This window comes from Streptomyces sp. JH34 (assembly GCF_029428875.1).
In the GTDB taxonomy this organism is placed as follows: Bacteria; Actinomycetota; Actinomycetes; order Streptomycetales; family Streptomycetaceae; genus Streptomyces.
Genome location: NZ_JAJSOO010000001.1, coordinates 835,300 through 853,691, shown reverse-complemented (window position 1 = coordinate 853,691; position 18,392 = coordinate 835,300). Strand labels below are relative to the sequence as shown.

General features: G+C 72.0%; 14 protein-coding genes. 9 read left to right on the top strand and 5 right to left on the bottom strand.

Features of this window, described 5'->3' with window-relative positions; all coding sequences use genetic code 11:
* Nucleotides 1-291 precede the first annotated feature (291 nt).
* The 9 genes from LWJ43_RS04000 to LWJ43_RS03960 all read left to right on the top strand — a co-directional run bounded on the left by LWJ43_RS04000 (nt 292) and on the right by LWJ43_RS03960 (nt 10,974).
* A complete protein-coding gene (locus LWJ43_RS04000; RefSeq protein ID WP_277330877.1) occupies nt 292-1,824 on the top strand; it encodes an aldehyde dehydrogenase family protein in 1,533 nt (510 codons plus the stop codon).
* A gap of 75 nt (nt 1,825-1,899) precedes the next feature.
* Nucleotides 1,900-3,471 carry a GMC family oxidoreductase gene (locus tag LWJ43_RS03995; protein WP_277330876.1) on the top strand — a complete coding sequence of 524 codons (1,572 nt, stop codon included), beginning with the start codon at nt 1,900-1,902 and terminating at the stop codon, nt 3,469-3,471.
* Entirely contained in the window at nt 3,468-4,550 is a 1,083-nt protein-coding gene (locus tag LWJ43_RS03990; protein WP_277330875.1) for a quaternary amine ABC transporter ATP-binding protein, read from the top strand. Before LWJ43_RS03995 ends, LWJ43_RS03990 begins: the two co-directional genes overlap by 4 nt.
* On the top strand, nt 4,550-6,532 hold the full coding sequence (locus tag LWJ43_RS03985; RefSeq protein WP_277330874.1) for an ABC transporter permease: 1,983 nt from the start codon (nt 4,550-4,552) through the stop codon (nt 6,530-6,532). The genes LWJ43_RS03990 and LWJ43_RS03985 overlap by 1 nt, the downstream gene beginning before the upstream one ends.
* Nucleotide 6,533: 1 nt before the next feature.
* The gene (locus LWJ43_RS03980; RefSeq protein ID WP_277330873.1) at nt 6,534-7,517 is read left to right on the top strand and encodes an ABC transporter substrate-binding protein; all 984 of its coding nucleotides are present in this window, start codon (nt 6,534-6,536) and stop codon (nt 7,515-7,517) included.
* A gap of 113 nt (nt 7,518-7,630) precedes the next feature.
* A complete protein-coding gene (locus LWJ43_RS03975) occupies nt 7,631-8,200 on the top strand; it encodes a PadR family transcriptional regulator (RefSeq protein WP_277330872.1) in 570 nt (189 codons plus the stop codon).
* Complete coding sequence (locus LWJ43_RS03970; RefSeq protein WP_147959153.1) at nt 8,197-8,937, top strand: ABC transporter ATP-binding protein; 741 nt, start codon at nt 8,197-8,199, stop codon at nt 8,935-8,937. The genes LWJ43_RS03975 and LWJ43_RS03970 overlap by 4 nt, the downstream gene beginning before the upstream one ends.
* The gene (locus LWJ43_RS03965; protein ID WP_147959154.1) at nt 8,927-10,258 is read left to right on the top strand and encodes an FtsX-like permease family protein; all 1,332 of its coding nucleotides are present in this window, start codon (nt 8,927-8,929) and stop codon (nt 10,256-10,258) included. Before LWJ43_RS03970 ends, LWJ43_RS03965 begins: the two co-directional genes overlap by 11 nt.
* Before the next feature lie 110 nt (nt 10,259-10,368).
* Entirely contained in the window at nt 10,369-10,974 is a 606-nt protein-coding gene (locus LWJ43_RS03960; RefSeq protein ID WP_277335805.1) for a maleylpyruvate isomerase family mycothiol-dependent enzyme, read from the top strand.
* Nucleotides 10,975-11,014: 40 nt separating this feature from the next.
* Here LWJ43_RS03960 and LWJ43_RS03955 read toward each other — a convergent pair whose 3' ends face one another.
* The 5 genes from LWJ43_RS03955 to LWJ43_RS03935 form a co-directional block, all read right to left on the bottom strand.
* Nucleotides 11,015-12,205, bottom strand: coding sequence for a low temperature requirement protein A (locus tag LWJ43_RS03955; protein ID WP_277330871.1), 1,191 nt, complete (start codon nt 12,203-12,205; stop codon nt 11,015-11,017).
* A 502-nt stretch (nt 12,206-12,707) separates the two neighbouring features.
* Nucleotides 12,708-14,597, bottom strand: a complete 1,890-nt coding sequence (locus LWJ43_RS03950; protein WP_277330870.1) for an ABC transporter ATP-binding protein — start codon at nt 14,595-14,597, stop codon at nt 12,708-12,710.
* Between the two features lie 96 nt (nt 14,598-14,693).
* A complete protein-coding gene (locus tag LWJ43_RS03945; RefSeq protein ID WP_277330869.1) occupies nt 14,694-16,061 on the bottom strand; it encodes a cytochrome P450 in 1,368 nt (455 codons plus the stop codon).
* Between the two features lie 157 nt (nt 16,062-16,218).
* Nucleotides 16,219-17,046, bottom strand: coding sequence for a hypothetical protein (locus LWJ43_RS03940; RefSeq protein WP_277330868.1), 828 nt, complete (start codon nt 17,044-17,046; stop codon nt 16,219-16,221).
* Nucleotides 17,046-18,332 (bottom strand): VWA domain-containing protein, encoded by a 1,287-nt coding sequence (locus LWJ43_RS03935; protein ID WP_277330867.1) that lies wholly within the window; start codon nt 18,330-18,332, stop codon nt 17,046-17,048. Before LWJ43_RS03935 ends, LWJ43_RS03940 begins: the two co-directional genes overlap by 1 nt.
* Between the last annotated feature and the right edge of the window lie 60 nt (nt 18,333-18,392).

Below are 18,392 nucleotides of genomic sequence, written 5' to 3'. Positions count from 1 at the left end.
GCCTCCCCGGCCCGCCGCTCCACCTGGATCGCCCCGGTCGTGCTGACCGGGGCGGGCCGGTTCACGCCCTTTCGCGGTCACGCACAGACCCCGGCCGCACACCCTCCGCGACGCCGCCGACGACGGTCGCCGAGCGCCCGAAGTGAGCCGTCTCACCCAGAGTGAATATCTCGGCATACATCTCGCCGAATCGGGGAGGCACTCAGATCGCTGGTGCCGACCCCGGTCCACCGGCTCAGGTGCTCGGCCGGACCGGTGCGGAGCAATCAGGCACGGAAGGCAGATCACCACATGTCGGCTCCCCACCCGTCGGCGCACCCCGCCGCCGCTCTGGACACCCTCCACATCGACGGCACCTGGCGTGCGGCCGGGTCCGGTGCGACACGCGAGATCCTCGACCCGGCGGACGCCACCGTGCTCGCCCGCGTCTCCGAGGCCGGAACCGAGGACACCGACGCCGCCGTGGCCGCCGCCCGCCGCGCCTTCGACGACGGCCCCTGGCCCCACAGGCCCGTCGCCGAACGCGCCGAGCTGCTGCGCAGGGTCGCCGGGCTCCTCCAGCGGGACCGCGAGGAGATCGCGATCACCGAGAGCCGCGACACCGGCAAGACCCTGGAGGAGGGCCGCGTCGACGTCGACGACGTCACCAATGCCTTCCGCTACTTCGCCGACCTCGTCATGAACGAGAGCGGCGGCCGGGTCGTCGACGCGGGCGACCCCGACGTGCACAGCGTCGTCGTGCACGAGCCGGTCGGCGTCTGCGCCCTGATCGCCCCGTGGAACTACCCGCTGCTCCAGGCCAGCTGGAAGATCGCCCCCGCCCTCGCCGCGGGCAACACCTTCGTGCTCAAGCCCAGCGAGGTCACCCCGCTCTCCACCGTTCACTTGATCCGGCTGCTCGCCGAGGCCGGACTGCCCGACGGCGCCGCCAACCTCGTCACCGGTGCCGGTGACCCCGTCGGCGCACGGCTCTCCGAACACCCCGACGTCGACCTCGTCTCCTTCACCGGCGGACTCGCCAGCGGCACGAAGGTCGCCCAGGCGGCCGCGCCCACCGTCAAGAAGGTCGCCCTGGAGCTCGGCGGGAAGAACCCCAACGTCGTGTTCGCCGACGCCTGCGCCACCGACGAAGGCTTCGACACCACCGTCGACCAGGCACTGAACGCCGCCTTCTTCCACAGCGGCCAGGTCTGCTCCGCCGGCGCCCGCCTCATCGTCGAGGAGTCCGTCCGCGACCGCTTCGTCACCGAACTCGCCCGCCGCGCCGACGCGATCCGGCTCGGCCGCGGCACCGTGGACGGGGTCGAGTGCGGACCGCTCGTCTCCGCACAGCAGCTCGCCAAGGTCGAGGCGTACGTGGCGTCCGCCCGCGAGGAGGGCGCCGTCGTCCGCTCGGGCGGCGCACGCCCGGAGCCCTCGGACGTCCGGCCCGCGAGCGGTTACTTCTACCGGCCGACCGTCCTCGACGGCTGCCACCGCGAGATGAAGGTCGTCCGCGAGGAGACCTTCGGCCCGATTCTCACCGTCGAGACCTTCCGCACCGAGGAAGAAGCCATCACCCTGGCCAACGACACCGATTACGGTCTCGCCGGCGCCGTATGGACCACCGACGCGGGCCGCGCCCGGCGCGTCGCGGGCCGGCTGCGGCACGGCACCGTCTGGATCAACGACTACCACCCCTACCTCCCGCAGGCCGAGTGGGGAGGCTTCGGCAAGTCCGGCACGGGCCGCGAACTGGGCCCCACCGGGCTCGCCGAGTACCGCGAGTCCAAGCACATCTACCAGAACCTCAACCCGCGCCCCCAGCGCTGGTTCGCCGGCTGAACGAACAAGCCCTCTCCGCCCGGCTGTTCGCAGTACCACGCACACGCAAGCACCTTGCAGAAGGAGCAGTGACCGATGCCACCGTCCCCCAGCACCGCACGCCCCGAACCCGTCGACTACGTGATCGTCGGAGGCGGTACGGCAGGTTCGGTCATCGCCTCCCGGCTCACCGAGGACCCCGACGTCACCGTCACCGTCATCGAGGGCGGTCCCACCGACATCGACCGCGACGACGTCCTCACCCTCCGCCGCTGGCTCGGTCTCCTCGGGGGCGACCTCGACTACGACTACCCCACCACCGAACAGCCCCGCGGCAACTCCCACATCCGGCACAGCCGCGCCCGCGTCCTCGGCGGCTGCTCCTCGCACAACACGCTGATCAGCTTCAAGCCGCTGCCCGGCGACTGGGACGAATGGGCCGAGGCCGGGGCCGAAGGCTGGCACGCCGCCGCGATGGACCCCTACTTCGACCGGCTCCGCAACAACATCGTGCCCGTCGACGAGAAGGACCGGAACGCCATCGCCCGCGACTTCGTCGAGGCCGCGCAGGCCGCCGCCGGGGTCCCGCGCGTGGACAGCTTCAACAAGAAGCCCTTCCACGACGGCGTCGGCTTCTTCGACCTGGCCTACCACCCGGAGAACAACAAGCGCTCCTCCGCGTCGGTCGCCTATCTGCATCCGCACATCGAGGCCGGTGACCGCCCCAACCTCTCGATCCTGCTGGAGACATGGGCGTACCGCCTGGAGTTCGACGGCGACCGGGCCACCGGGGTGCACGTCCGGGACAAGGACGGCGTGGAGACGCTCCTGCGCGCCACGCGCGAGGTGATCGTCTGCGCGGGCGCCGTGGACACCCCGCGGCTGCTGATGCACTCCGGCGTCGGACCGGCCGAGGACCTCAGCGCGCTCGGCATCCCCGTCGTCCACGACGCGCCGGGCGTCGGCGAGAACCTGCTCGACCACCCCGAGTCGGTCATCGTCTGGGAGACCGACGGGCCCATCCCGGAGAACTCCGCCATGGACTCCGACGCGGGCCTCTTCGTACGCCGCGACCCCGGATCCAGGGGCCCCGACCTGATGTTCCACTTCTACCAGATCCCCTTCACCGACAACCCGGAGCGCCTCGGCTACGAGAAGCCCGAGCACGGGGTGTCGATGACCCCGAACATCCCCAAGCCGCGCAGCCGCGGCCGGCTTTACCTGACGAGCGCCGACCCCGAGGTCAAGCCCGCCCTGGACTTCCGCTACTTCACCGACGAGGACGACCACGACGGCCGCACCCTGGTCGACGGCATCAAGCTCGCCCGCGAGATAGCGAAGACCGAACCGCTGGCCCACTGGCTCAAGCGCGAGGTGTGCCCCGGCCCCGAGGTCACGTCCGACGAGGACATCAGCGAGTACGCCCGCAAGGTCGCGCACACCGTCTACCACCCGGCCGGAACCTGCCGGATGGGCGCCGAGGGCGACCCGGAGGCCGTCGTCGACCCGCAGTTGCGGATCCAGGGCCTGAAGGGCATCCGGATCGCCGACGCGTCCGTCTTCCCGACCATGCCCGCCGTGAACCCCATGATCGGCGTCCTGATGGTGGGCGAGAAGTGCGCCGAACTGCTCCGTGCGACCCCGACCACCGGAGGCGATGTCCGATGAGCGAAGCCAGTACCCCTGCGATGGCCAGTGACCCCGTGTTCAGCGTCAAGAACCTCTGGAAGGTCTTCGGCCCCAGGGCCGACCGGATCCCCGGCAGCGAACTCGCCGATCTGCCCGCCGCGGAACTCCGCGAACGCACCGGCTGCACCGCCGCGGTGCGCGACGTCTCCTTCGACGTCGAGAAGGGCGAGGTCTTCGTCGTCATGGGCCTGTCGGGTTCCGGCAAGTCCACCCTCGTACGCTGTCTGACCCGGCTCATCGAACCCACCAGCGGCACCCTGGCGATCGACGGCGAGGACGTCCTGGCCATGGACACCAACCGGCTGCGCGAACTGCGCCGCCACCGCGCCGCGATGGTTTTCCAGCACTTCGGGCTGCTGCCGCACCGCACCGTGCTCGACAACGTCGCCTACGGCCTGGAGATCCAGGGCCTCGGCAAGGCCGAACGGCGCGCCAAGGCCGCCGAACTGGTCGAGAAGGTCGGCCTCGCCGGACTCGAGGACCGCCGCCCCGCCCAGCTGTCCGGCGGTCAGCAGCAGCGTGTCGGGCTGGCCCGCGCCCTCGCCGTCGACCCGTCGGTCCTGCTCTTCGACGAACCGTTCAGCGCGCTGGACCCGCTGATCCGGCGGGAGATGCAGGACGAGGTCGTCCGGCTGCACCGCGAGGAGGGCCGCACCATGGTCTTCATCACCCACGACCTCAGCGAGGCGCTCCGCCTGGGCACCCGCATCGCGCTGATGCGCGACGGCGGCATCGTCCAGCTGGGCACTCCCGAGGAGATCGTCGGCTCGCCCGCCGACGACTACGTACGCGAGTTCGTCCGGGACGTCCCCCGCGAGCAGGTCCTCACCGTCGCCACCGCCATGCGGCCGCCGACCGCGGGCGAGAGCGAAAGCGGACCGGCCGTCCGCCCCGGCGCCACCGTCTCCGAGGCCATCGAGGCCGTCTCCCGCTCCGGCGACCCCGTCGCCCGGGTCATGGACGACGGCAGGCTGGTCGGAGTCGTCGACCACGCGTGCCTGCTCGATGTCGTCGCCGGTGCGGGCGGGGGCCCGGAAGTCCGCGAGGTGACCGTCTGATGGCCACCGCCCAAGCCACCACCCGCACCGCCTCGGGACCTCCGGGGAGCCGGCCCCTGGCCGCCCTGCGGGACCGGCCCGCCCTGGCCAAGATCCTGTCACTGCTGGTGATCGCCGCCGTCGCCGTACCCCTCGCACACGCCCGCTGGGGCGGCGGGGTCTGGCCCGGCGCGCTGACCGTCGACCTGAGCGGGCCGCTCGGCGAGGTCAACGACTGGATCATCGGAAACCGCGACAGCCACCCGCTCTTCCTGTACTTCTTCGGCTACATCAGCAACGCCGTCGTCCTGTCGGTGCGCGGGGTCTACCTCGCGCTGCTCGCCCTGGGCTGGGCCGGAGTCACCGCCGTCGCCGCCCTCGTCGCCTGGCGGACCGCCGGATGGCGCCTCGCGCTGACCGCCGGACTCTCCTTCCTCCTCTGCGGGCTGCTCGGCATGTGGGTGCCCACCATGCAGACCCTGGCCCTGATGGTCGTCGCGGTCCTCGTCTCCGTGGTCCTCGGCCTGCTCCTCGGCCTCGCCGCGGGCCTCTCGGACCGCACGTTCCGCGTCCTGCGCCCCGTCCTGGACACCATGCAGGTGCTGCCCGCCTTCGCCTATCTGCTGCCCGTCGTGCTGGTGTTCGGCATCGGCGTGCCCGGTGCGGTCCTCGCGACCGTCGTCTACGCGGCGCCTCCGATGGCGCGGCTCACCGCGCTCGGACTGCGCGGAGCCGACCCCGGTGTCATGGAGGCCGTCGCCTCGCTCGGCGCGACCGGACGCCAGCGACTGCTCAGCGCGCGGTTGCCGCTGGCCCGCAAGGAACTGCTCCTCGGCCTCAATCAGACCATCATGATGGCGCTGTCCATGGCCGTCATCGCGTCCGTCATCGGCGCCGGCGGCCTGGGCGACCGCGTCTACCAGGCGCTCTCCTCCGTCGACGTCGGTGCCGCGCTCGCCGCGGGCATCCCGATCGTGCTGCTGGCCGTCGTCCTGGACCGTACGACCGAGGCGGCAGGCCGGCGGATCGGCACGGAACCCACCGGTCCCGCCGCCCTGCGCGGGGCACGCGGCTGGGGGCTCGCCGCGCTGATCGCCGCGGCCGTCGCCGTCGTGGGCCGCTTCACCGGCGGCCGGATCTGGCCCGAGGACGGTGTCGTCCCCATCGCGGAACCGGTCAACACCGCGAAGGACTGGATGGTCGACCACCTCTACACCGGGATCCCCGTCATCGGTGGCACCGCCGACTGGGCCGCCCACTTCACCAACTGGGTCCTCAACCCGCTCCGTGACGGACTCCTGGGGCTGCCCTGGTGGGCGGTGCTGCTGATCGTCGCCGCCCTCGCCTGGACCATCGGCACCTGGCGCACCGCGCTCACCGCCGTGCTGGCCATGGCCGCCATCGGAGTGCTCGGCGTGTGGGACCTGTCGATGGACACGCTCAGCCAGGTCGTCGCCGCCGTCGCCGTCACCCTCGTCCTCGGCTTCGGCATCGCGGTCGGCGCCGCGCGCAGCCGGCGCCTCGAACGGCTGCTGCGGCCCGTCCTGGACGTCTTCCAGACGATGCCGCAGTTCGTCTACCTCATCCCCGTCGTCGCCCTCTTCGGCGTGGGCCGTGCCCCCGCCGCGGCGGCGGCGGTCGTCTACGCGCTGCCCGCCGTCGTCCGCATCACGACGCAGGGCCTGCGGGGCGTCGACCCCGCCGCGATGGAGTGCGCCCGCTCGCTCGGCGCGACCAGCGGCCAGCGACTGCGCCAGGTCCAGATCCCGCTGGCGAGGCCCGCACTGCTGCTGGCCGTCAACCAGGGTGTCGTCCTGGTCCTCGCGGTCGTCATCATCGGCGGACTCGTCGGCTCCGGCGCACTCGGCTACGAGGTCGTGTTCGGTCTCGCCCAGGGCGACCTGGCCACCGGTCTCGTCGCGGGTGCCGCCATCGTCTGCCTGGGGCTGATGCTGGACCGTGTCACGCAGCCCACCGCCCGCCGCCAGCGGAAGGAGAGCTGACATGGCTCGCACCCGGACCCGCGCCCGTCTCCGTACGTCCGCGATCGTCGCCTCGGCGGCCGCCCTGCTGGCCGTCACCGGCTGCGGCGCGGCGGACATGACCAAGCAGGCCTCGCCGTTCGCGGCCCCCGCCGACATCAAGACCGTGACGCTGTCCGTCCAGTCCTGGGTCGGCGCGCAGGCCAACGTGGCCGTCGCCCAGAAGATCCTCCAGGACGAGCTGGGCTACCGCGTCGACCTCGTGCAGACCGACGAGGTCCCCGCCTGGGACGCCCTCAGCCAGGGCCGGGTGGACGCCATCCTGGAGGACTGGGGCCACCCCGACCAGGAGCAGTTGTACGTCAAGGACAAGAAGACCATCGTCCCCGGCGGCGACCTCGGGGTCACCGGCCACATCGGCTGGTACGTCCCCAAGTACTGGGCGGACGAGCACCCGGACGTCACGGACTGGAAGAACCTCGACACGTACGCCGACGAACTGCGCACCGCGGAGAGCGGCGACAAGGGCCAGCTGATGGACGGTTCGCCGTCCTACGTCACCAACGACAAGGCGCTGGTGAAGAACCTCGGCCTGGACTACAAGGTCGTCTTCGCGGGTTCCGAAGCCGCGCAGATCACCCAGATCCAGCAGTTCGCCAAGGAGAAGAAGCCCTTCCTCAGCTACTGGTACCAGCCGCAGTGGCTGTTCAACGAGGTACCGATGGTCGAGGTGAAGCTCCCGGAGTACTCCGACGCCTGCGCGGCCAAGGACCCGGCCGACATCGACTGCGCCTACCCGACGACCCCGCTCCAGAAGTACCTCAACGCGGACTTCTCGAAGCGCGGCGGGGACGCCGCGGCCTTCCTGAAGAAGTTCGAGTGGTCCGAGAGGGACCAGAACGAGGTGTCCGAACTCATCGCCTCCGAACGGCTGTCACCCGACGAGGCGGCCGGCCGCTGGATCGAGGAACACCCGGAGACCTGGAAGAAGTGGCTGGAGAGGTGACCTCGGCGTAGGGCTCCCTCCCGGCTTCCCGTCAGCCGTCGCGGCACCGGCCGCGGCGGCTGACTCCGTCCTCACTATTCACTCAGTACATGTACTGAGGATATAGTCGGCCCATGAGCACCCGACACGTCCTCCTGGGGCTGCTCGCTGCCGGTCCCTGCCACGGCTACGACCTGAAGCGGCAGTACGATTCACGTTTCCCTCAGGCCCGCCCGCTCGCGTACGGGCAGGTCTACACGACGCTGCAGCGCCTGGTCCGGGACGGACTGGCGGCGGTCGACGGCACCGATTCCGAAGGCGGTCCGGAGCGCACCCTCTACCGCTCGACGGACGAGGGTTCACGCGAACTGGCCCTCTGGACGGACGAGATCACCGCCCCGGCCCCCTTCGTGACGAACGAGATCTTCGCCAAGGTCGTCGTCTCGATCCTCGTCGCCGCAGCCGGAGCACCGACAGGACCCGACGGGCGGAAGCCGGACGCCGCCGCGCATCTGAGGGCCCAGCGCGCCGCCCACATGGAGCGGATGCGCGAGCTCACCGCGCTCAAGACCGCACCGGGCGCCGACCTCAGCACAGTCCTGTCCGCCGACTACGCCCTCGCCCATCTCGACGCCGACGTGCGGTGGATGACCACCACGACGGCTCGCATCGACACCCTCACAGCGGAGGTCAACGCAGCATGAGCACACGGGAAGAACGGCACTCCCCGGAGTCGTCCGCGCTGATTTCGGCGCACGGGCTGAGGAAGTCGTACGGAAGGACCGAGGCGCTACGGGGCGTGTCCCTGGAACTCCGCGAGGGCGAGATCCTGGCCGTCACCGGGGCGAGCGGCAGCGGCAAGTCCACCTTGCTGCACTGCCTTTCGGGGATCGTGCGTCCGGACGAGGGCACTGTCACCTACGGGAGCGAACAGCTCGGCCTGCTGTCCGAGGGCCGGCTCGGCGAGCTGCGCCGCAGCGACTTCGGAGTCGTGTTCCAGTTCGGTCAGCTCATCCCCGAGCTCACCGCGCTGGACAACGTTGCGCTGCCGCTGCTGCTCGCCGGCATGCGCCGCGGTCCGGCGCAACAGCAGGCGGGGGAGTGGCTGGAGCGCTTCGGCGTCAGGGGCCAGGCGGCACTCCGTCCCGGAGAGATGAGTGGCGGTCAGAGCCAACGGGTCGCACTGGCACGGGCGCTGGTCACCGGCCCCCGCGTGGTCTTCGCGGACGAACCGACCGGGGCCCTCGACACGCTGGCCGGGGAACAGGTGATGACCGCTCTCGTGCACACGGCGCGGGAGTCGGCCACGGCGGTACTGCTGATCACCCACGACGCGCAGGTCGCGGCGTACGCGGACCGCGAGGTGGGAATGAGCGACGGGGTCCTCCACCCCGGCTCGGACGACGTCGTCATCCAGAAGGCGGCCCGCCATGAAGGCTGACATCCGCATCGCCTGGATCCTCGCGCGCGGCTCGGAACGCCGTGAGTGGTGGAGAGCCTCGCTCACGCTGATCGGAGCCCTGCTCGCCACGGGCTTCGCGCTCGCCGCCGTGACCGTCGCCGCCGTGTCCGGCCAGGTGTCGATCCCTTACGCACACGGCCTCCTGGACCGGCCCGGCGAGCGTGCCGGGGTGGTGTTCACCCTCGTGCTCCTGCTCGTACCCGTGCTCGGGTTCCTCGGCCAGTGCGCGCGTATCGGCGCTGTCCACCGCTACCGGCGGATGGCCGGCCTGCGGCTCGCCGGGGCGTCCCCGGGGCAGGTGCGCAGGATCGCCGCCGTGGAGTCCGCGTTCGCCTGCCTGGCCGGTTCGTCGGCCGGATTCGCCGTGTTCCTGGTGCTGCTCGCCGCGACGGGGCACAGCCCGCGCCCGGTGGCCTGGGCAGGCTTCACCGCCGTCGTCCTGGCCGTGCCGGTGGCCGCTGCGCTGGTGAGTGCCCTCGCCCTCCGTCACGTCGTGGCCTCGCCCCTCGAGCACGCGCGCAGGACGGTTCCGGGCCCGGGACGACGGGCGGCACTCGGTTTCCTGCTCGCTGTCGCGCTGATCGCCATGTCCGCACTGCTCCTCCTGTTCCCGGTCGGCCCCCGCGTGACGCCGCCCGTGCTGCTGGTACTGGCACTGGTGCTCCTCACCGGAGCCGGTGCGATCTGGGCGGCAGGCGCGTCGGCGGCGTTCATCGGCCGCACCCTCAGCCGCCGGGCGAAGCGCCCGGCGGTGCTCATCGCGGCGAGCCGCCTCGCGCACGACCCGTGGGCCGCCGCGCGCACCCATGCGGCGCTGCTGCTCGTCACCGTCGTCGCCGTGGGCTTCGTCGGAGTGCGCGCGATCCTGCTCGACACGCTGACGGACTATTACCGCCCGGTGGACCTGGCCTTCTACACCACGGGAATCGACCTCGCCGGAGCCGCCGTGCTGATCGCCCTGGCGATCAGCGCCTGCGCACTCGCCGTGGGCGCGGCCGAGTCGCTGGCCACCCGGCGCAGGGGTCTGGCCGCCCAGGCCGCGGCCGGGGTGCCCCACAGGGTCCTGGCCGAGGCAGCGCTCCTGGAGACCGCCCTTCCGCTGGCCCCCGCACTTCTGCTCGCTGGGCTCGGAGGCACCGTGGTGTACGTGGGGTACGCCATGGTCGTGGTCACCGCCCCCGTGCCCCTGCTGCCGCTGCTCGTCCCCGTGACGGTCTACGCGGCCTGCCTGCTGGCGGCGGCGACGTCGTTGCCGCTCCTTCGGCGCGCGGTGCACCCGGCGGAGCTGCGCTTCACCTGATGGCATGGACGCCGCGGCGGGCTGGACCGATGAGTTCCCGGGACCTGTTGAGTCTGCCGTGGTGGAGGGTGCACCCGGTCGAGGAGGTAGCCGTGGAAGATGTCTGGCCGATGGTCCACGCGGAGCGTGCGGCGCTCATCGGGGACCTCGAACGCCTCGACGAGGGGCGGTGGGAGGAGCCGTCGCTCTGCGCGGAGTGGACCGTGCACGACGTCGTCGCCCACCTGGTCGACACGGCGCGGACGACACGCCTGGGCTTCCTGGCCGGTCTCGCCCGCGCGCGGTTCGACTTCGACCGCCAGAACGCCCGCGGGGTCGAGCGCGAACGGGGCGCCTCGCCGCAGGAGACGCTGGAGCGGCTGCGGCGGGTGGCGTCGCGCAGGTCGACCCCGCCGGCGCCACTCGACAGCCGGCTCGTGGAGGAGATCGTGCACGGAGAGGACATCCGCCGGGCACTGGGGCTCGCCCACTCCTACCCGGAGGAGGCCGTCGTCCGGTCGCTGCGTCTGCAGGTCCGTACTCCGGCCTCCTTCGGCGGGGCCAAGGAGCTCGTGGCGCGCGCCCGCCTGACGGCCTCGGACGCCGACGTGGCGATCGGCGAAGGGCCGGAGGTGAGCGGGCCCGCGCTCTCGCTGCTCCTGGCCGTCTCCGGCCGGCGGGTGGCCCTGGACGATCTCGGCGGACCGGGCGTCCCCGCGCTGGCCGCGGCGATCTGACGGCCTGACCGCCACGAACGGTCCGACGGGCCGGTGCGCCTCAGCCCTCCGTGAGGTCCGCCCCCGCGCGCGGACGCGCCGCCACGAACAGCGTCGCTCCGACGAGCGCGGCGGCGACGGCGCCGGTGGCGAGGACCGGGCTCGGAGTGAACGTCATGGCCAGCACCGCGAGGACCGCCGACGGATGGATGAGGTCGTTCCGGCTGCGGATCTCGCGGCCCCGGTGGTGCAGGAGCCACACCAGGGTGATGAACACGGCCACCGGGACGGTGAACGCCGCGGCGGCCGCGTGGTCGGAGAGGTGGCCGTGACCGGTGGTGTGGGCGACGCCCAGGGCCAGCCCGGCACCCACGGCGGCGGCCGACGCGAAGACGGCGTAATGGCCGTAACCCCAGAGGATCGCGGACCTGAGGTTCGTCAGACGGCGTGGGGCGTTCTGGGCGAAGTAGAGCCACCACAGGGCGAACACGGTCAGCAGGCCGCCGACGACCAGGGTCGCGATGTCACCGAGGGCCGTCTCGTCGTCGAGGGCCGTACGGACGGCCACCGTCGCCGCCGTGATGGTCTCGCCGAGAACGATCAGGGTGAACAGGCCGTACCGTTCGGCGATGTGGTGGGGGTGCCAGGTGGTGTTGCCCGCGCTCTCGGCCCAGACGGGGACGGCGAGCTCCGCGACGACCAGGACCGCGAAGAGCGGCAGTCCCCAGTCGTCGGGCAGGGCGAGGCGGGCGACCCAGCCGGCCTGCACGATCAGGATGCCGACCGCGTAGCGCACACAGCAGCGACGGTGCTCGGAGTCGGAACGGGCCGCGCGCAGCCACTGGGTGACCATGGCGAGCCGCATGACGACGTAGCCCCAGGTGATGACGGTGAAGTCCTCGTGCTCCAGGGCCTCCGCCGCGCCGGCGGCCAGGACGAGCGCGCCGGCGATCTGGACCAGTGTGAGCAGCCTGTAGGGGACGTCGTCGGTGTCGTACGCGGAGGCGAACCAGGTGAAGTTCATCCAGGCCCACCAGATCGCGAAGAACACCATCGCGTAGCCGAGGACCCCGTGGGCGATGCGGCCTTCGGCGAGTTCGTGCTCGAAGGCCCCCGACGCCTGGGCGACGGCGGCGACGAAACACAGGTCGAAGAACAGCTCGAGGGCGGTCGCCGGGCGGTGTTTCTCGCTGGAGAGGCGGGCGACCATCGGCCGGTGCCACGCGTCGGCGGCGGACTGTGACTGACTCATTCGTACCTGGTTCCATCGCGGGGAGGCTGTTCGGGCATGGCCGGCCCCGAGGGCGGCCGGACCTGCCGAGACCGGCCGCGCAGGCCACCGGCCTGGTCGGCCGGCTCGACGGACACCGCTCACGTTACGAGCGCGCCCGGAGGACACGCAACGCCGACAGGCCGCCCCCGGGAGGCCGGGACCCCGCCCTCGCCCCCTCGCTCCCGCCGGGCGCGGGCTCAGAAGGACGTGACGACGACCCGCGCCACGTCCGGGTCGCGGAGGGTCCCGTAACCGGCGTCGATCTCGCCCAGCGCGATCCGCCGGGACACCAGGTCGACAGCGTCAGGCGCCCGCCGTCGCCTGCCGGCCCCACGACGTGGACGCCACCCCCGAGCGCCGTCATGCGCAGCGCCTGCTCCGTCGTCGCCGCCGCCCCCACCAGGCCGGAGGCGTGCCGCACTCCGCCGCCCGGTTTCGGTCGGGGGCAGAAGGCGGGAGCGGTGCGGTCCGTACCGAGGGATCAGCGCACCGGGTGGTCGTCGGCGGCCCCCGGGCGTTCGAACTGGGTGCGGTGCAGCTCCTCGTACCGTCCTCCGGCGGCCAGCAGTTCCTCGTGCGTGCCGCGTTCGACGACCCGGCCGGCCTCGACGACCAGGATCAGGTCGGCGGCCCGGACCGTGGAGAGCCGGTGGGCGATCACCACGGCCGTGCGGCCCTCGAGTGCCTCGGCCAGCGCCTCCTGGACCGCCGCCTCCGAGGTGGAGTCCAGGTGCGCGGTCGCCTCGTCCAGGATCACCACCCGCTGACGGGCCAGCAGCAGCCGTGCGATGGTGAGCCGCTGGCGCTCGCCGCCGGAGAGCCGGTAGCCGCGCTCGCCGACCACTGTGTCCAGTCCCTCGGGCAGCGACGCCACCAGGCCGTCCAGACGGGAACGGCGCAACGCGTCCCAGATCTCGTCCTCGGTGGCCTCCGGCCGGGCGAGCAGCAGATTGGCGCGCACCGACTCGTGGAAGAGGTGCCCGTCCTGCGTGACCATGCCGAGCGTCTCGCGGATCGAGTCGGCCGTGAGGTCGCGGACGTCGACACCGTTCAGCCGCACGGATCCCGCGTCGGTGTCGTACAGCCGGGGGAGCAGCTGGGCGATCGTCGACTTCCCGGCCCCGGAGGAGCCGACGAGGGCCACCATCCGGCCCGGCTCCGCGGTGAAGGAGACGTCGTGCAGCACCTGCGCGCCGTCCCCAGGGGCGAGGGTGGCGACCTCCTCGAGCGAGGCGAGCGAGACCCTGTCGGCGGAGGGGTAACCGAAGGACACCCCGTCGAACTCCACGGACACCGGCCCGTCCGGGACCCGGCGGGCATCCGGCTTCTCGGCGATCAGTGGCTTCAGGTCGAGGATCTCGAAGACCCGCTCGAAGCTGACCAGGGCGCTCATCACCTCGACCCGCGCCCCGGCCAGGGCCGTCAGGGGCGCGTAGAGCCGGGTGAGGAGCAGGGCCAGGGCGACGACGGCCCCGGGCTCCAGGCTGCCGCTCAGGGCGTAGTGCCCGCCCAGCCCGTAGACCAGGGCGAGGGCCAGCGCGGACACCAGGGTGAGCGCCGTGACGAAGGTGGACTGGAGCATCGCCGTACGGACGCCGATGTCCCGCACCCGGCCCGCGCGGACGGCGAATTCGGCGGACTCGTCGGCCGGCCGTCCGAAGAGCTTGACGAGTGTCGCGCCCGGAGCGGAGAAGCGCTCGGTCATCTGCGTACCCATGGTGGCGTTGTGGCCCGCGGCCTCCCGCTGGAGGTCCGCCATCCGCGCACCGAGCCTGCGGGCGGGGAGGACGAACACCGGCAGCAGGACCAGGGCCAGCAGCGTGATCTGCCAGGAGATCGTCAGCATGACCGTCAGGGTCAGCAGCAGGGTGACGAGATTGGAGACGACGCCCGAGAGCGTGTTGCTGAACGCCCTCTGGGCGCCGATCACGTCGTTGTTGAGCCGGCTGACCAGCGCACCGGTCCTGGTGCGCGTGAAGAAGGCGACGGGCATCCGCTGTACGTGGTCGAACACGGTGGTGCGCAGATCGAGGATCAGCCCCTCACCGAGGGTCGCCGACAGCCACCGGGTGAGGAGCCCGAGGCCCGCCTCCGTGACGGCGATCAGGGCGATGAGCAGGGCGAGCCCGGTGACCGTACCGCCGTCCTCCCCCCGCACGATCGCGTCGACGACCCATCCCGCCAGCACCGGCGTGGCCACCGCCAGCAGGGCGGTGACCACGCTGAGGAGCAGGAACTTCACGATCCTGCCCCGGTGCGGCCGGGCGAACGCCGCGATGCGGTGCAGTGTGGCCCGGGAGAAGGGTCTCCGGTCCTTCTGCGCGTTCATCGTGCTGTGCAGTGAATGCCACGCGGTGACTTCCATGTCCATGCGGTGCCTCCTGAGTCGGTCGGTACGCATGGCACGCTAGGACCTCAAGTAACGTTGAGGTCAAGCGTTCCCGGCCTGCTTCACCCCTCGGCGCGTTCAGCGTGCCCGTACGGTCGCCATGACCGCGCGGTCCGGCTGCAGGGTCAGCGTCGGTACGGGGTTCACGGTGCCCGGGTCCACCTCCAGTTCGAAGCGGCGTGCCAGGACGGCGAGGACGAGCACCGCCTCGACCATCGCGAAGCGCGTGCCGAGACAGACCCGGGGGCCGCCGCCGAACGGGTACCAGGCGTACTCCGGGACGTCGTCGCCGTCCTCCGCGTCCCAGCGCTCCGGGCTGAACGCCTCGGGCTCCGGGAACCACCGTCCGTCCCGGTGCGTGGCCCACTGGCTGCTCCACACCCGTGTGCCCTCGGGCACGGGCAGGCCGCCGAGCCTGGCCCCCTCCTTGGCGATCCCGGTGACCAGCCAGATCGTCGGGTACAGCCGGAGTGTCTCCTTCACCACCGCCTGGGCGTACGTCAGTTGTGCGTAGTCCTCGATCCCCGGCTCCCGCCCGTCGAGGACCCGGTCCAGCTCCTCGGCGAGAGCCGCCCGCGCCCGCGGGTTGCGGGACAGCAGGTACCAGGCCCACACGAGCGTCGAACTCGTCGTCTCGTGACCGCCGATGTACAGCGTCACGGTCTCGTCGCGTATCTCCTTGTCGGAGAGGTGCGCCCCCGTCTCGTCCACCGCGGTGAGCAGCCGGCTCAGCAGGTCGGGGCGCTCCCCTTCCCCGTCGCGGTGACGGGCGACCACGCGTCCGACCTCGGCGTCGATCACCGCCGCGGCCTTCTTGATCCTGGCCCGTCCGGGAGTCGGCACCCAGTCGGGAAGGACGGCGCCGAGACCGCTGAACTCCTTGCCGATCTCCTGCTGGGCGATGTCCATGGCGCGGCCCATCGACTCCGCGTCGGCCGGTGTGTCCACACCGAAGATGGTGCGGACGGCGATCTTCTGCGTGAGAGCCGCCATCTCCCTCTTGACGTCGACGCGTTGACCGGCCGACCAGCTACCCGCCAGGTCCACCGTGCACGACGTCATCGTCGAGGCGTACGACTTCACCTGCCTGGGGCGCACCGAGGGCTGCACCAACGACCGCTTGCGCCGCCAGTCCGCGCCGCGCGCCACCACGACGCCGTTTCCCATGACCGTACGGAAGGCGATGCCCAGCAGCGGCTGGTCGAAGGTGCGCTCGGTCTCGGTGAGCAGTTCTCCGATGCACTCGGGGTCGGCGACGAAGAGGCAGTCGTGCCGGCCGAAGCGCCAGCGCACCATGTCTCCGTAGCCACGTAACTGCTCGAAGAAGGCGAGGGGGTTCCTGCCGAACCGGGGCAGGCTCCCCAGCAGGGGGAGACCCCTAGGCCCCTGGACGATCCGGTGGCCGCGCGGCTCGGTGTCGAGGGTCGCGCCGGATTCCGTGGACATGGCCACTCCTGTCATCTTCCGTGCACGGTAAGTGAGTTGCCGAGCCTAACGTCCGTCGGCCATGAGTTCGACGGGGCGTCCGCGGTGTTCCGTCCCGGACATGCCGGAGGGCCGCAGGCGGTTGCCTGCGGCCCTCCGGCGGCGGTGCGCCTCGTGGTCAGACGCCCGGCGGCACCCGGGAGGGGCGGCCGTTGCCGCGGGTGAGGCCGTAGCCGAACACCCCTGCCAGCGCGGCGAGTACACCGCCCCCGACGGTCCACAGCCAGCGGCTGGTCCACCAGCCGGAGGACCAGCCGTCCTCCGGTTCGGTGCTCGCCGGGGCGCTGCCGCCCTTCGCCGAGACGGCGGACGCGCCCGGCACCACGGGTTCCGAGAGGGCGCCGTCCACATCGGCGGCCCCGCCCTGGCCGGCCGAGTCGACCTGGGTCTCGACGTGGACGGGAAGACCGAGGTCCTCCTCGGCCAGGCCGACCACCGTCAGGCGTACGTAGTAGGTGCCGGGCAGCGGGTCGGACGCCCACGGCTCCGACCAGGCCCGCACGGTGCGCAGTACGCAGGACAGTTCGACCGTGCCCGCGTCCGGCGCCGCCTTCCTGGTCTGGTGGCCGTACATACAGGCCTGCCGACGGCGGAGCCCGTCGTAGACGTCGACCTGCCAGGTGGACGCGCCGTGCCGGGTGGCGCTCTCCGGCAGGCTCACCTTCGCCCGGACGGTGGGGCGCTGCCCGGCGTCCGCGGGGAAGGCCCAGTACAGGTAGTCACCCGTGGAGGCGTCCGCGGTGGCCTTCTGCCCCTGCTGGACCGCCGTGGCGGTGCGGAAGGTGGTGCCCGCCTCCGTAGGCCCCGCCGACCCGCCGTCCGCCGTGCTCGCGCTCGGTGACGGGTCGTCGGCGACGGCGGCACCCGCCGAGGTGAGCAGGGTGACGGCCGCCAGCAGCGCGCCGACGCATCCGCGCCTCAGGGTGTTCCTGCGGGTGATACGCATCAGTTGGTCCTCCATACGGCGACGCGCCAGCGCGAGATCCAGCCGAACAGCAGGCCGGCGATCAGTCCGGTCAGGACCATGACGCCCAGCAGCCACCAGCCGCGGCCCAGGCCGAACGCGGCGACGTCGGCGGCCTCGTCGGGAGCCTCCACCAGGTCGATGGTCAGCTCGACGGGCATGCCGGGCGTGGTCTTCACGGACGCGGGCGCCGAGAAGGAGTTGCTGAGCTGGAGGCACACCGCCTCGGCGGCGGGCTTCACATTGCCGTCGGAGACATCGGCGTCGTCCTGTTCGGGCTTCGGGTAGCGCAGCCCCGTGGAGATGGCGTCCGTGCGCCCCGTGCCGGACTCCGAGCCCCGGACGATCTCACGGCCGTGCGCGGTCACGGCGCGCAGCAGGATCCCGTAGTCCTTGTTCACGGCGCGGTCCGCCGCCACGCTCGCGGAGGCGCGCAGCTCCTGGCCGGGCAGTACGTTCACCCGGTACCAGCGGTGCTTGCCGATCTCCTGGCGGTCCGTGAAGAGCCCTGCCTGGAGCTCCGGGGCCGAGGCGCAGCTGCCCGCACCCTCGGTCGCGACGGGGGTGACGACGGGCTCGGCGGCCCGGTCCACCAACTGCTTCACGCGGCCCGACAGCTCGTCGGTGTGCTGGACCGCCGTGTAGGTGCCGCCGGTGGCCTCGGCGATGCAGGTCAGCTGCTGCCGGATCTTGGCGTTGGGCACCAGGCCCAGGGTGTCGATGACGAGGTGGATCCCCCGTGCGGCGATGTCACGCGCGACCTCGCAGGGGTCGAGCGGACCGCAGGTGTCCTCGCCGTCGGTGATCAGGACGATCCGCCGGGTGGTGTCCCCGCCCTCGAGGTCGTCGGCCGCACCGAGCAGGGCGGGGCCGATCGGGGTCCAGCCGGTCGGCGCCAGGGTGGCGACGGCGGTCTTGGCCTCGGTGCGGTCGAGCGGGCCGACCGGGTAGAGCTGCTTGGTGTCCTTGCAGCCGACCTTCCGGTCGTCGCCCGGGTAGTCGGCACCGAGCGTGCGGATGCCGAGCTCCACCTCTTCGGGCACCGCGTCGAGGACGTCGTTGAACGCCTGCTTGGCGGCGGATATGCGGGACTCGCCGTCGATGTCGCGGGTGCGCATGGAGCCGCTGACGTCGAGGACCAGTTCGACCTTGGGTGATGCGGCGGTGGAGGGTTCGTCGGCGGCGGCCGGGAGAGCGGTGCCGAGCCCGGCGGCCAGGGTGGCGAGCAGGACGCACACCCCGGCCGTCAGCCGTTTACTTATGATCATCGCCGGATCCTATTGAAGATCCGCGGCCATCCCCAAAACACGTCCGCCGGGCGCGATTTC

Coding starts and splice junctions, on each gene's coding strand:
- LWJ43_RS04000 (WP_277330877.1), top strand. CDS start 292: ATGTCGGCTCCCCACCCGTCGGCGCACCCCGCCGCCGCTCTGGACACC.
- LWJ43_RS03995 (WP_277330876.1), top strand. CDS start 1,900: ATGCCACCGTCCCCCAGCACCGCACGCCCCGAACCCGTCGACTACGTG.
- LWJ43_RS03990 (WP_277330875.1), top strand. CDS start 3,468: ATGAGCGAAGCCAGTACCCCTGCGATGGCCAGTGACCCCGTGTTCAGC.
- LWJ43_RS03985 (WP_277330874.1), top strand. CDS start 4,550: ATGGCCACCGCCCAAGCCACCACCCGCACCGCCTCGGGACCTCCGGGG.
- LWJ43_RS03980 (WP_277330873.1), top strand. CDS start 6,534: ATGGCTCGCACCCGGACCCGCGCCCGTCTCCGTACGTCCGCGATCGTC.
- LWJ43_RS03975 (WP_277330872.1), top strand. CDS start 7,631: ATGAGCACCCGACACGTCCTCCTGGGGCTGCTCGCTGCCGGTCCCTGC.
- LWJ43_RS03970 (WP_147959153.1), top strand. CDS start 8,197: ATGAGCACACGGGAAGAACGGCACTCCCCGGAGTCGTCCGCGCTGATT.
- LWJ43_RS03965 (WP_147959154.1), top strand. CDS start 8,927: ATGAAGGCTGACATCCGCATCGCCTGGATCCTCGCGCGCGGCTCGGAA.
- LWJ43_RS03960 (WP_277335805.1), top strand. CDS start 10,369: ATGGTCCACGCGGAGCGTGCGGCGCTCATCGGGGACCTCGAACGCCTC.
- LWJ43_RS03955 (WP_277330871.1), bottom strand. CDS start 12,205: ATGAGTCAGTCACAGTCCGCCGCCGACGCGTGGCACCGGCCGATGGTC.
- LWJ43_RS03950 (WP_277330870.1), bottom strand. CDS start 14,597: ATGGACATGGAAGTCACCGCGTGGCATTCACTGCACAGCACGATGAAC.
- LWJ43_RS03945 (WP_277330869.1), bottom strand. CDS start 16,061: ATGTCCACGGAATCCGGCGCGACCCTCGACACCGAGCCGCGCGGCCAC.
- LWJ43_RS03940 (WP_277330868.1), bottom strand. CDS start 17,046: ATGCGTATCACCCGCAGGAACACCCTGAGGCGCGGATGCGTCGGCGCG.
- LWJ43_RS03935 (WP_277330867.1), bottom strand. CDS start 18,332: ATGATCATAAGTAAACGGCTGACGGCCGGGGTGTGCGTCCTGCTCGCC.